Source organism: Caulobacter sp. GW821-FHT12A07 (genome assembly GCF_058807655.1).
This window is the reverse complement of sequence record NZ_JBXAQX010000007.1, coordinates 116,317-128,461: the sequence shown is the minus strand read 5'-3', so window position 1 is coordinate 128,461 and position 12,145 is coordinate 116,317. Positions and strand designations below refer to the sequence as shown.

Sequence of the window (12,145 nt, the reverse complement as noted above, 5' to 3'; positions counted from 1 at the left end):
CATGGCGACCACCTACACGATCCGCGTCGAGAACCATTCCGTAGCGCCGCAGAGCTACACGATCTTCGCCCAGCAGCCCGCGACGGCCGGGCCGGGCGTCTACACCAACGCCTGGGCCACCCTCCAGCACGTGACCAACGGCGGCTTCGACGTCGTCAACTACACGCCCGAAGACGGCGAGCCGGCGCCGCACTTCTACGTCAACGACATCGCCTATGAGGCCGGCGAGGAGATCGACCACAGCTCGGTGGCCAGCGCCCCGATCGAGGTCGATTTCACCGACAAGAGCGAGACCACCGCCACGGTGATCCAGCAGCCCAACCGGGCCTTCCTGGTCAGCTACGAATAACCGGCCGGCCACGCCGCAACCTGCGCCGTTGCCAAGTAACGGCGTTACGCGTTTACTTCCTTTTGCGGCGTCAGACCGCGAAACACAGGGAGGTTGCGGCGTGGCCGACTACGAGCTGACCCTCATCAACCGAAGCGACGACACCCAGAACTCGACGGTCGTGGTGTTTTCCAAGGCCGCGACCAGACCGGTCAGCCTGGCGCGCACGATCCCGCCGGGCGGCTCGTCGAAGATCAGCTTCAACAACCTCGAGCCCAACGCCCAGGCCTATCTGGTGCTGGGCGAGCCGCCGCATCTGGACGCATGCGAACCGCCGGCCGGCTCGGTGCGGCTGGATCTCGACCTGACGCATGAATACGTGATCGGGCGGGCTTAGGGGGCCAGCTCTCCCGACCCTACGGGAACCTCCCCCTCTGGGGGAGGCGGCCGAAGGCCGGTGGGGGGCCGTTTTCAGCTTGCGGGGCGTCGGGAGGTTTCACCAACTCCCCCCACCGATCGCTACGCGATCGCCTCCCCCACAGGGGGAGGTTCCTGAAGACACGGCGCGACCGGAGGCTTAAGCCTCGCCGTTCGGCTCCAGGGCGTAGACCCGCGAGCAGTATTCGCAGGTCACGTGGATCTTGCCGTCCGGCTCGATCATCTCGGCCTTCTCCTCGGGAGAGAAGGACTGCAGCACCACGCCGATCCGCTCTTCCGAGCAGCGGCAGAAGGCGCGCAGCGGCTTTTCCTCGATCAGGCGCACGCCGTCCTCGTTGAACAGGCGCCACAGCAGGGTGGTGGTCGGCACGGTCGGATCGACCAGCTCGTCCTCGCCCGTGGTCTCGAACAGCGCCTGGGCGTGGTTCCAGGCTTCCTTGGTCTCGCCGCGGGTCTCGTCGCCGGCGATCGTCTGGATCAGCACGCCGCCGGCGCGCCAGGTCGGGCCTTCGCCGGTGTCCACCTGGCCGACGGCCAGGCGCACTCGGGTCGGGATCTGCTCGGACTGCATGAAGTACTGCTCGGCGCACAGGGCCAGGCTCTCGCCCTCGATGGCCGTGACGCCCTGGTAGCGCTCCATGTCGGGGCCCTGGTCGAGGGTCATGATGAATACGCCGCCGCCCAGCAAGGTCTTGGCGCCCGGACGCACGAAGCCTTCCGAGACGGCCGCCACCTCGGCCTCGTCGAACCGGCAATAGCCGCGCAGGCCGCCGGTGGTGTCGTAGTCGACGACCACGTAGCGCACCGGACCGTCGCCCTGGGCCTGGACGATCAGCCGGCCCTCGAACTTCAGGCTGGAGCCGACCAGGGCGGCCAGCGCGCAGGCCTCGCCCAGCAGGTTGGCCACCGGCTCGGGATAGGCGTGACGGGTCAGCACCTCGTTGACCGCCTCGCCCAGCCGCACGACGCGGCCGCGCACGGGCAGGCCTTCGATCTGGAAGGCGGAAACGAGGTCGTCGGGAACGGTGATCTGGGGGGCGGCGTCGCTCATGGGGCGGTTAGATAGGCGCTTTGGCGGAAAATCCAACCTCCCCTCTCCCCTTGCGGGAGAGGGTGGCCCGCGAAGCGGGTCGGGTGAGGGGTCGCACAGGCGAAAACGCCGCGACGGCTGTTCAGCTGTCGCGGCGTTCGATGTTTGAGAGACCCCTCATCCGTCAGCTTCGCTGACACCTTCTCCCGCAAGGGGAGAAGGAAGCCTTGGCTTATTTCCTCGCCAGGTAATCCAGCGCCATGAACACCTCGGCCTTCACGCCGGTCTCCAGCACCGCCTCGTCGATATCGAAATAGGGCGAGTGGTTGGCGGGCGCGCCGGCGGCGGGGACGTCGGCCTTGCGACCGCCGAGCTGGACGAACACGGCCGGGACCTTCTGGCCGTAGAGGGAGAAGTCCTCGGCCCCGGTGACCAGGGCGGCCTGGTCGTCGACCTTGCCCGGCGAGGCCTTCTCCAGCGGACCCTTGACCCACTTCGACAGGGCCGCGTCGTTCCAGGTGACCGGATAGGGCTGGGTGAACACCGCCTCGGCCTTGGCGCCATAGCGGTCGCCGATGGCGGCCACGGCCTTCTGGGTCTTGGCGATCACCTCGGCCTTACGCTCTGGCGTGAAGGTGCGCAGGGTGCCGCTCATCACCAGGTCTTCGGGGATGATGTTGTTGCGCACGCCCATGTTGATGGTGGCGATGGTCAGCACCGTGGGCGAGGACCCGACGTCGATCTGGCGGGCGGCGATCTGGTTCAGGGCCTGGATGATGTCGGCCGAGACGCTGGCCATGTCGATGCCGGCCCAGGGCCGCGCGCCGTGGGTCTGCTTGCCCTTGACCGTGATGGTGAGGCGATCGGCGCCGGCGTAGAAGCCTTCGGGGCGATAGTTCAGGGCATGGGCGTCGCCGGGGCCGATATGGACGCCGAAGATGGCGTCGACCTTGGGATTGTCTAGCGCGCCGTCGGCGATCATCAGCTTGGCGCCGCCCTCGTCGCCGGCCTGGGGACCTTCCTCGGCCGGCTGGAAGATGAAGACGACCGTGCCGGCGATGTCGGCCTTCATGCCGGCCAGCACCGTGGCCGCCCCCAGCAGCATGGCCACGTGGGTGTCGTGGCCGCAGGCGTGCATGACGGGAACGGTCTTGCCTTCCCAGGTGGCGGTGGCCTTGGAGGCGAACGGCAGGCCGGTCTTTTCCAGCACCGGCAGGGCGTCCATGTCGGCGCGCAGGGCGACGACCTTGCCGGGCTTGCCACCCTTCAGGATCCCGACCACGCCGGTCTTGCCGACGCCCTCGCGGACCTCCAGGCCCAGGGCCTTCAGCTCCTTGGCCACCAAGGCGGCGGTGCGGACCTCCTGGTTGCCCAGTTCGGGATGCTCGTGGACGTCGCGCCGCCAGGCCACGACCTGGGGCTGGACCGCCTTCGCCGCCGCCTCGACCTTGGCGTTGGAGGGGGCCGCGAGAGCGGGGCTTGCCGCCATGATCGCCAGGGCCAGAACCGAAACCGTCGTGCGCACGCCCATACCCGACTCCTAGAGAAGACTTTGCGGGCGAGCTTGGCGGTTCCCGCCGCCGGGTCAAGGCCGGCCATGCTTTCCCTAAGGAACGGCTTTGCAGAAGCGTCACGGAGACTAAGCTTCGTCCATGACCGAGCCCGCATTCGACTCCCCAACCTTTGACTCAAGGGACGATGGCGAGGCGCTGGATCCGAGTTCCGGCGTCATCCGCCCCCGCCACGCCGCCACCGTGATCGTGGTGCGCGACGACGGCCCCGCGCCGCGCGTGCTGATGGGCCGGCGCAATCGCGGCCACGCCTTCATGGCCAGCAAGTGGGTGTTCCCCGGCGGCCGGGTCGATCGCGGCGACTTCGACGCCCCCTCGGCCAGCGAGCTTTCTCCGGAGGTGGCCGAGCGCCTGGCCAAGCATCCCCGGCACGCCTCCCCCGCCCGCCTGGCCCGCGCCCTGGCGCTGGCGGCGGTGCGTGAAACCTTCGAGGAGACCGGCCTGCTGCTGGCCAAGGCCGCGCCGCCGCGTCCCGGGGCCGGCGCCTGGCGGCCTTTCCTGGCCCAGGGCGCCCTGCCCGACCTGGCGCCGCTGAGCTTCGTGGCCCGGGCCATCACCCCGCCCTATCGCCCGCGCCGCTTCGACGCCCGCTTCTTCATGGCCCCGGCCAGCGCCCTCCTGAGCCTGGAGCGCCAGCCCGACTGCGGCGAGCTGGACGAGATCGCCTGGGTCAGCTTCGACGAGACCCGCGACCTTGATCTGCCCAGCATCACCCGCATGGTGCTGCGCGAGACCGCCCAGCAGATGAAGGACCCGGGCCGCCCGGCGCCGTTCATGCGCTTTCTGCGGGGCAATGCGGTGATGACGGAACTCTGACCATGCTCGCCCTCCTCCTCGCCCTGCAGACCGCCCCGATCGACCAGGCCGCCTTCCTGGCCGGTTGCTGGAAGCAGACGCTGCCCAACGGCGTCGTCGAGGAGCAGTGGCTCGCGCCCGGCGGCGGGATGATGCTGGGCATGAGCCGCACGGTGCGCGACGGCAAGGCGCGCGGCTGGGAATTCACCCGAATCCAGGAGGCCGACGGACGACTCACCTTCGTCGCCCTGCCCTCGGGCCAGGCCGAAGGCGCCTTTCCGTTGAAGAGCGCCGGCCCCGGCGAGCTGGTGTTCGAGAACCTCGCCCACGACTTTCCGCAGCGGGTGATCTATCGCAGCCAAGGCCCGGACGGGCTTCTGGGCCGGATCGAGGGGGAAATCGACGGCAAGGCGCGGTCGGTGGATTTCCCTTACAAGCGATGCGCAGCCGGCAATTGACTTTGCCCCGTTCATGAGTATGTTCCGCGCCTCTCATTTCGACCGCGCGGGGACCTGCGCGATTACCGCAGGGATTCGACCATGGCCAAACCGGCTTCGATCAAGATCCGCCTGAACTCGACGGCGGACACCGGCTTCTTCTACGTCACCAAGAAGAACGCCCGCACCAAGACCGAGAAGATGGTGCTGAAGAAGTACGACCCGGTCGTGCGCAAGCACGTCGAATTCCGCGAAGGCAAGATCAAGTAAGATCGCCTCGTCGCACCGACGAATTTCGAAAACGCCCGGCGGCAACGCCGGGCGTTTTTGTTTTTGGCGTTTTTGTTTTTCCGGCTCAACTCGGCTAGTGACGCAGTGGGCGCCTGCCCTGGCATAGGATTCCCCCGCGTGATCGTTCGCCTCGCCCTCGCCTTCTCGATCCTCGCCGCCGTGCCCGCCTGCTCGGCGCCGGAGCCGGTCCCGCACACCCAGGGCTACGAGGTCGTCCGCACCTATCCGCACGACCGCCAGGCCTTCACCGAGGGCCTGCTGTTCCGTGACGGCCAGCTCTACGAGAGCACGGGCCTGGAAGGCCGCTCCTGGGTGCGCCGAGTGTCGCTGGAGACCGGCGCGGTGCAGCAGCAGGCCGACATGGACCCCAAGTATTTCGGCGAAGGCATCGTCGACTGGGGCGACAAGCTGGTGCAGCTGACCTGGAAGGACGGCGTCGGCTTCGTGCGCGACCGCGCGACCTTCGCCGTGAAATCGACCTTCACCTACACCGGCGAAGGCTGGGCCCTGACCCGGGACGATCGCCGCATCATCATGAGCGACGGCACGAGCGAGCTGCGGTTCCTGGATCCGGAAACCCTGAAGGAGACCGGCCGGATCAAGGTCACCGAGTTCGGCCAGCCGGTCGACCAGATCAACGAACTGGAATTCATCAAGGGCGAGGTCTGGGCCAATCTCTGGCAGACCGACCAGATCATCCGCATCGACCCCAAGACCGGCAACGTGATCGGGCGCCTCGACATGTCGGGCCTGCTGACGCCGCAGGAAGCCGCCCATGCCGACGTGCTCAACGGCATCGCCTACGACGCCAAGGGCGACCGGATCTTCGTGACCGGAAAGTTCTGGCCGTGGCTGTACGAGATCAAGATCGCGAAGTAGGCCAGCTTCTCCTCTCGGAGAGAGGGATTTAGGCTGCCGCCTTGCCGACCACCGCGTTGCGGCCCGAGGCCTTGGCCTCGTAGACGCCGCTGTCGGCGCGCTTGAGCAGGGCTTCGGGGGTGTCGCCCGCGCCGCTGGTGGCCGAGACGCCGACCGAGATGGTCACCGTCAGCAGTTCCTGGCCGCCGGCCACGCGGAACGGCGAGCCTGCCACGTGCATGCGGATCCGCTCGGCGATGCGCACGGCGTCGACCAGTTGGGTGTCGGGCATGATCACCGTGAACTCCTCGCCGCCGAAGCGGCAAGGCAGGTCGATGGCGCGGACGTTCGAGGCCAGCCGCAGGGCGAACTCGCGCAGCACCTCGTCGCCGACGTCGTGGCCGAAGCCGTCGTTGATCTTCTTGAAGTAGTCGATGTCGATCATCAGCGCCGACACCGGGTCCCCGCCCATGGTGGCGCGGTTGACCAGGGCCGACAGCTGGCCGGTCATGTAGCGACGGTTGTGCAGGCCGGTCAGCGGATCGGTGACGGCCAGCTCCAGCGAGTGGTCGAGATTGTTGCGCAGATAGTCGGTGTAGCGCTTGAGCCGCACCTGGGTGCGGGCGCGGGCCGCCAGTTCCTGCGGGTCGATCGGGCGCGGCAGCACGTCGTTGACGCCCAGGTCCAGCGCCTTGACCATCCGCGGACGGTCGTCGGGATCCACCACGGCCAGGATCGGCAGATGCCGGGTGCGCTCGCTCGAGCGCAGGGTGGCGGCGAAGCGCAGGCCGTCGAAGCCGCGGGCGGCGGCGTTGACGATGACCAGGTCCACGGGGCCGCTGGCGCTGACCTCGGCCTTGGCCGGATCGGTCTCGACCACCGGGCGGTGCTCGACCGCCAGTTCAGCGGCGACGCGCTGGGCCTGGCGCTCGTTGTCGTCGACGATCAGGACGCGGCCGCCGATGCCGTCGAGGCGGGTGGCGGCGCCGGCGATCACGCCGATGCGGCGGCCCGAGGCCTCGCGCTGGCGCAGTTCGTCGATGACCATCTTCAGGCGGGTCGAGCTGCGCACGCGGGCGAACAGCATGACGTCGTCGATGGGCTTGGTGAGGAAGTCGGCGGCGCCGGCCTCCAGGCCCTGGATGCGGTCGGCGCGGCCGTCGAGGGCCGTGACCAGCACCACGGGGATGTGGCGGGTGGCGGGATCTTCCTTGAGCCTGCGGCAGACGGTGAAGCCGTCCATGCCGGGCATCATCACGTCGAGCAGGATGATGTCGGGCAGTTCCTCGGCCGCTTTTACAAGCGCGGTCGGGCCGTCATAGGCGCAGGAGACCTGATAATACTCGGCCGAAAGCTTGGCCTCGAGCAGGCGCACATTGGCCTCGATGTCGTCGACGACGAGGATTCGCGCGCTCACGGCCTGTTACCTCTCCAGCAGTCGGCGAATGGTTTCGAGGAAGTGCGTCACCGAGATGGGCTTCGAGATGTAAGCCTCGCAGCCGCCCTCGCGAATCCGTTCCTCGTCGCCCTTCATCGCAAATGCCGTAACGGCGACGACTGGGATATGTGACAGATCGTCGTCCTCCTTGAGCCACTTGGTCACTTCCAGGCCCGAAATCTCGGGCAACTGGATGTCCATGAGGATCAAATTGGGGCGGTGCTCACGGGCGATCGACAACGCCTGCAGGCCCTCACGGGTCTGCAGGGTCTCATAGCCCTGGGCTTCGAGCAGATCATGAAAGAGCTTCATGTTCAGCTCGTTATCCTCGACGATGAGGACCTTCTTCGTCATCCTGACCCCGACCATACGGTCCGTGGCGACACGTGAGGGATTCGCGCCGCTTCTTCATCCTCAGATCGCACGAATATCCTTAAGCCCGCGCTAATCGCGTTTCCAACGCCCGATTGCAGAACATGGACCCCTGCTCCCTAGACCTTAAGGCCTGCACGCTCGATACGCACCGTCCGCTCGTCATCGTGGATGTCGACGAGGTGCTGGCCCAGTTCATGGCCGGCTTCGGCGCGTTCATCGGCCGGCACGGCTTCGAGCTGCGCGTCGACCGCTTCGCCCTGTTCCAGAACATCTATCGTCCCGGCGAGACCGAACACCTGGACCTGATCGCCGGCCGGGCCCTGTTCGACGACTTCTTCCGTGACGGCGGCGAGGACCTGGAGCCCGCCGAGGGCGCGGCCGACGCCCTGGCCGACCTGTCGCTGGACGCCAATGTGGTGATCCTGACCAATGCCCCCGAGCACGGCCGCCAGACCCGCGCCAAGTGGCTGAAGACTCACGGCTTCGACTATCCGCTGGTGATCAATTCGGGTCCCAAGGGTCCGTCGGCCGCCGAGCTGGCCGGACGGGTCGAGGCCCCGGCGGTGTTCATCGACGACCTGCTGCCGCAGCTCGAATCGGTGGCCGCCAGCGCGCCCAGCGTTGGCCGCTTCCAGATGGTGGCCGACAAGCGCCTGCGCCCGCTGGCCCCCAGCGCTCCCGACCGTCACGCCCGCATCGACCTCTGGCCCGACCTGAAGGTCGCCATCCGCGAGGCGCTGGCGCTCGAAGGCCGATGAAAGCCCTCTGCAGAGACTGCCTGTGGACCGGCGAGCGCAAGGCGCCGCGCTGTCCGTCGTGCGGCTCGCCGCGCACGGTCTTCCATGAGGAGCTCGGCCAGCTGTCCATGGCCCACCTGGACTGCGACGCCTTCTACGCCTCGGTGGAGAAACGCGACGATCCGTCGCTGCGCGACAAGCCGGTGATCGTCGGCGGCGGCAAGCGCGGGGTCGTGACCACCGCCTGCTACATCGCCCGGATGAGCGGCGCGCGCTCGGCCATGCCGATGTACAAGGCGCTGCAGCTGTGCCCCGACGCCGTCGTGGTGAAGCCCAACTTCGCCAAGTACAAGCACGAGAGCGCGCTGATCATGGCGCGGCTGTCGAACCTGACGCCGCTGGTCCAGCCGCTGTCGCTGGACGAGGCCTGGATCGACCTGTCCGGCACCGAGCGCCTGCACGGCGCGCCGCCCGCGGTGATGCTGGCCAAGGTGCAGAAGGAGATCGAGGCCGAGCAGAACCTGACGGTCTCTGTGGGCCTGGCGCCCAACAAGTTCCTGGCCAAGATCGCCTCGGAGCTGGACAAGCCGCGCGGCTTCTCGGCGATCGGCGCGGCCGAGGCGGTGGCGTTCCTGGCGTCCAAGCCGGTGTCGATCCTGCCGGGCGTGGGTCCGGCCACCGTGACCAGCCTGGCCGGGCTTGGCCTGCGCACGGTCGGCGACATCGCCAATGCGGACCTGAAGATGCTGGCCAAGGAGCTGGGCGCGGGCGGACTGCGACTGCACCGGCTGGCCCACGGCGAGGACGCCCGGGCCGTCGATCCCGACAGCGTGCGCAAGACGATCAGCGCCGAGACCACCTTCAACGACGACCTCTTCCGCCGCGAGGAGCTGGAGGACCAGCTCTGGCCCCTGTGCGAGAAGGTCGCCCGCCAGGCGCGTCGCGAGGAAGTGGCCGGCCGGGTGGCGACGCTGAAACTGCGCACCCCCGACTTCAAGATCCACACCCGCCGCCGCACCCTGCCCGTCCCCACCCAGACGGCCCAGACCCTGTTCCAGGTGGCGCGCGAATTGCTGGCCGCCGAGCCGGCGGGCCGGTCCTATCGCCTGATTGGGGCGGGCCTGACCGAGTTCGTCCCCGCCGCCGGAGCGGCCGACGACTTCTTCGCCGGCGACGAGCGCCGGGCCCTGAAGAGCGAGACCGCCATCGACGCCCTGCGCGGCAAGTTCGGCCTGGGCGCCGTCGTCACCGGCCGGGCGCTGAAGAACCGCTAGGCGCCCGCCAGGGCCTCCCCCGCCGTCGTCCGCACGGCCAGGGTCAGCTGGTCGAGCAGTCGCGCCGAAAGCCGCGTGCGCTGCCAGTACAGCGCGACGGCGATGGACCGTTTGGGCGGCAGCTCCACCAGGCGTCCGGCCTCCAGATGCGGCTTGGCGAGAACACGCGGCGTCATCGCCCAGCCCAGGCCGGCCAGGTTCATGTCCAGCATGCCTTGGGTGGCCGGGGTGAAGTGGACGGGGCCGGCGGGCTTCACGCCCAGCGCCTCCTGCGCCCAGCGGGCCTGCAGGCCGTCGCGGCGGTCGAAGCGCAGCATCGGGGCCGCCCCCAGGCTCTCGCCGTCCACCCCGCTCGCGAAGAACCGGGCGACGAAGTCGGGGCTGGCGGTGGCGACATAGTCGATCGCGCCCAGCGGATAGGTGCGGCAGCCCTGGACCGGCGCGAGGTCGGCGGTGACGGCCGCCAGCACCTGGCCGTCGCGCAGGCGCTCGGCGGTGTGCGCCTCGTCGTCCATGACCAGATCGAGCATGGCCCCGGTCTGCGCCGCGAACCGGGCGGCGGCCTGAGGGAACCAGGTGCTGACACTGTCGGCGTTGACCGCGATCCGCAGCACGGCCGGGCCGGCGTCGGGCGCGGCCAGGCGCGGCAGGTCGGCGACGAGGTCGCTTTCCAGCAGGCGCACCTGCTCGACATGGGCGCACAGTCTGGCCCCGACCGCCGTCGGCCGACAGGGCTGGCCGCGCGTCAGCAGCACCGCGCCCAGGCGCTCCTCCAGCCCCTTCACCCGTTGCGAGACCGCCGACGGCGTGACGCCCAGCGCCGCCGCTGCCTTGTCGAAGACGCCCTCGCGGGCCACCGCCGCCAGGGCGGCCAGGGACGCATAGTCCAACATTAGCCAGCCTAAATTCGATTTAGCATCCTTAGTTAGACTACAGCGACGCCGGCCGGCATCAAGCCGCCATGACCAGCGCTCTTTTCCCCGCCTTCATCAAGGGCTTCGCCCTCTCCGCCGGCCTGATCGTCGCCATCGGCGCGCAGAACATGTTCGTGCTGCGCCAGGGGCTGAAGCGCGAGCACGTGCTGCCGATCGTGCTGTTCTGCGCCCTGGCCGACGCCAGCCTGATCGTCGCCGGGGTCAGCGGCCTTGGCCAGGTGCTGGCCCTGGTCCCCGCGCTGTCGCTGATCCTCAGCCTGGGCGGGGCGGCGTTCCTGGCCTGGTACGGGGTGAGCGCCCTGCGCCGCGCCGCCAGCCCGGCCGCCCTGGTGGTCGCCGACCAGGCGGGCCTGACCCTGGCGGCCGCCCTGGCCGGGACGGCGGCCTTCACCTTCCTGAACCCGCACGTCTACATCGACACCGTCATGCTGATGGGCGCGGTGGGGGCCAGCCTGCCGACGGGCGAGCGGCCGCTGTTCATGGCCGGCGCGGCCCTGGCCAGCCTGGCGTGGTTCTCGGGGCTGGGCTTCGGCGCCCGCTTCCTGACGCCGCTGTTCGCCCGGCCCGCGGCCTGGCGCGTGCTCGATCTCTGCATCGGCGTGGTGATGCTGGCCCTGGCGGCCAGCCTCCTGGTCGGCGCGGCCGCCGCCTGACCACCTTCAGAGAACTCTGCTTGACAGAGTAATTAATCGACATCACTCTGCACCACAGAGGGCCATGCGCCCCCATGGAGGATGTGATGGTGCTGACCAAGGACGAGGCCGCCGCCGCGCTGGCCGAGATAGACACGACCACCCGCCGCAGCGGCATGCTCAAGGGCTATCGCATCGGCGGGCCGATCCTGATGCTGTGGAGCGTGATCTGGGCCCTGGGCTACTTGAACATGGGCCTGCTGCCGCCCGCGTTCTGGAGCTGGACCTGGTTCGGGCTGGACGCGATCGGCGCCATCGGCAGCCTGCTCCTGGCCCAGCGCCTCAAGGGCCAGGCGGGCGTAGGCGGCAAGGGCGGCAGGGCCGACGTCACCAGCCTGCGCATGCTGGGCGGCATGGGCGTGGTCATCCTCTTCGTGCTGGCGGTGTTCTCGGTGCTGAGACCGACCGACCCGGCCGGCTACCTCGCCTTCCCCGGCCTGCTGGTCGGTACGATCTACGCCGCGGTCGGGGTGTTCCTGGCCCGCCGCTACCTGCTGATCGGCGCGGTGATGTTCGCCCTGACCCTGATCGGCTTCTACGCCTTCAAGGAATACCTGGCCTTCTGGATGGCCAGCGCCAGCGCGGCGCTATTCGTCAGCGGCGTCTGGCTGGCGAGGGCCTGACCATGGCGCAAGCAGACGACCTGATCCACCAGCCCCTGCGCCTGAAGATCATGGCCGCCCTCTATGCCGAGCGGCAGGGCGAGCCGCTGGAGTTCTCGCGGCTGAAGACCATCACCGAGGCCACCGACGGCAATCTCGGCAGCCACCTGACGGCCCTGGAAAAGGCCGGCTATGTCGAGATCCTGAAGGACCACGTCGGCAAGCGCCCCCGCACCCGCGTGAAGGTGACGCCGACCGGATCCAAGGCCTTTCGCGGCCACGTCGCCTATCTGCGCGAACTGGTCGAGGGCGTTCAGGACTGATCCCCGCCCCTAGGCGCGGCC

16 protein-coding genes are annotated in these 12,145 nt (G+C 68.9%); 11 read left to right on the top strand and 5 right to left on the bottom strand.

Annotated elements, in window-relative coordinates; all coding sequences use genetic code 11:
• Position 1: 1 nt before the first annotated feature.
• Together AC1RRS_RS15865 and AC1RRS_RS15860 are read left to right on the top strand one after the other, a co-directional pair.
• Positions 2-349, top strand: coding sequence for a hypothetical protein (locus AC1RRS_RS15865; RefSeq protein WP_492855962.1), 348 nt, complete (start codon positions 2-4; stop codon positions 347-349).
• Positions 350-449: 100 nt separating this feature from the next.
• Positions 450-725: a hypothetical protein gene (locus AC1RRS_RS15860; protein ID WP_110119967.1), complete on the top strand. Its 276-nt coding sequence runs from the start codon at positions 450-452 to the stop codon at positions 723-725.
• 180 nt (positions 726-905) lie between these two features.
• On the opposite strand, the gene AC1RRS_RS15855 is transcribed toward AC1RRS_RS15860, so the two are convergent.
• Positions 906-1,817, bottom strand: a complete 912-nt coding sequence (locus AC1RRS_RS15855; protein ID WP_487288348.1) for an Hsp33 family molecular chaperone — start codon at positions 1,815-1,817, stop codon at positions 906-908.
• A gap of 211 nt (positions 1,818-2,028) precedes the next feature.
• Positions 2,029-3,285: an amidohydrolase gene (locus tag AC1RRS_RS15850; protein ID WP_492856092.1), complete on the bottom strand. Its 1,257-nt coding sequence runs from the start codon at positions 3,283-3,285 to the stop codon at positions 2,029-2,031.
• 163 nt (positions 3,286-3,448) lie between these two features.
• Here AC1RRS_RS15850 and AC1RRS_RS15845 point away from each other — a divergent pair, with 163 nt between their 5' ends.
• The 4 genes from AC1RRS_RS15845 to AC1RRS_RS15830 all read left to right on the top strand — a co-directional run bounded on the left by AC1RRS_RS15845 (position 3,449) and on the right by AC1RRS_RS15830 (position 5,769).
• Positions 3,449-4,183: an NUDIX hydrolase gene (locus AC1RRS_RS15845; RefSeq protein ID WP_492855961.1), complete on the top strand. Its 735-nt coding sequence runs from the start codon at positions 3,449-3,451 to the stop codon at positions 4,181-4,183.
• Between the two features lie 2 nt (positions 4,184-4,185).
• Positions 4,186-4,620, top strand: coding sequence for a DUF6265 family protein (locus AC1RRS_RS15840; RefSeq protein ID WP_492855960.1), 435 nt, complete (start codon positions 4,186-4,188; stop codon positions 4,618-4,620).
• An 81-nt stretch (positions 4,621-4,701) separates the two neighbouring features.
• Positions 4,702-4,869, top strand: a complete 168-nt coding sequence (gene rpmG / locus AC1RRS_RS15835; RefSeq protein ID WP_004620056.1) for a 50S ribosomal protein L33 — start codon at positions 4,702-4,704, stop codon at positions 4,867-4,869.
• Positions 4,870-5,007: 138 nt separating this feature from the next.
• Entirely contained in the window at positions 5,008-5,769 is a 762-nt protein-coding gene (locus tag AC1RRS_RS15830; protein WP_492855959.1) for a glutaminyl-peptide cyclotransferase, read from the top strand.
• 28 nt (positions 5,770-5,797) lie between these two features.
• Here the strand turns inward: AC1RRS_RS15830 and AC1RRS_RS15825 are convergent, their stop codons facing one another.
• Entirely contained in the window at positions 5,798-7,165 is a 1,368-nt protein-coding gene (locus tag AC1RRS_RS15825; RefSeq protein ID WP_487288353.1) for a PleD family two-component system response regulator, read from the bottom strand.
• 6 nt (positions 7,166-7,171) lie between these two features.
• Positions 7,172-7,540 carry a cell-cycle response regulator DivK gene (gene divK, locus AC1RRS_RS15820; protein ID WP_487288354.1) on the bottom strand — a complete coding sequence of 123 codons (369 nt, stop codon included), beginning with the start codon at positions 7,538-7,540 and terminating at the stop codon, positions 7,172-7,174.
• Positions 7,541-7,662: 122 nt separating this feature from the next.
• On the opposite strand from divK, the gene AC1RRS_RS15815 reads away from it, so the two are divergent.
• Positions 7,663-8,319 (top strand): hypothetical protein, encoded by a 657-nt coding sequence (locus AC1RRS_RS15815; protein ID WP_492855958.1) that lies wholly within the window; start codon positions 7,663-7,665, stop codon positions 8,317-8,319.
• Positions 8,316-9,572: a DNA polymerase IV gene (locus tag AC1RRS_RS15810; protein WP_492855957.1), complete on the top strand. Its 1,257-nt coding sequence runs from the start codon at positions 8,316-8,318 to the stop codon at positions 9,570-9,572. The genes AC1RRS_RS15815 and AC1RRS_RS15810 overlap by 4 nt, the downstream gene beginning before the upstream one ends.
• Here the strand turns inward: AC1RRS_RS15810 and AC1RRS_RS15805 are convergent.
• Positions 9,569-10,465 (bottom strand): LysR family transcriptional regulator ArgP, encoded by an 897-nt coding sequence (locus AC1RRS_RS15805; RefSeq protein WP_492855956.1) that lies wholly within the window; start codon positions 10,463-10,465, stop codon positions 9,569-9,571. The two genes, AC1RRS_RS15810 and AC1RRS_RS15805, sit on opposite strands and share 4 nt — an antisense overlap.
• A gap of 68 nt (positions 10,466-10,533) precedes the next feature.
• On the opposite strand from AC1RRS_RS15805, the gene AC1RRS_RS15800 reads away from it, so the two are divergent.
• From AC1RRS_RS15800 to AC1RRS_RS15790, 3 genes are all read left to right on the top strand, one after another.
• Positions 10,534-11,160, top strand: coding sequence for a LysE/ArgO family amino acid transporter (locus AC1RRS_RS15800; RefSeq protein WP_492855955.1), 627 nt, complete (start codon positions 10,534-10,536; stop codon positions 11,158-11,160).
• Between the two features lie 86 nt (positions 11,161-11,246).
• Positions 11,247-11,822, top strand: coding sequence for a hypothetical protein (locus AC1RRS_RS15795; RefSeq protein ID WP_492855954.1), 576 nt, complete (start codon positions 11,247-11,249; stop codon positions 11,820-11,822).
• Positions 11,823-11,824: 2 nt separating this feature from the next.
• The gene (locus AC1RRS_RS15790; protein ID WP_492855953.1) at positions 11,825-12,124 is read left to right on the top strand and encodes a winged helix-turn-helix domain-containing protein; all 300 of its coding nucleotides are present in this window, start codon (positions 11,825-11,827) and stop codon (positions 12,122-12,124) included.
• Positions 12,125-12,145: the final 21 nt, after the last annotated feature.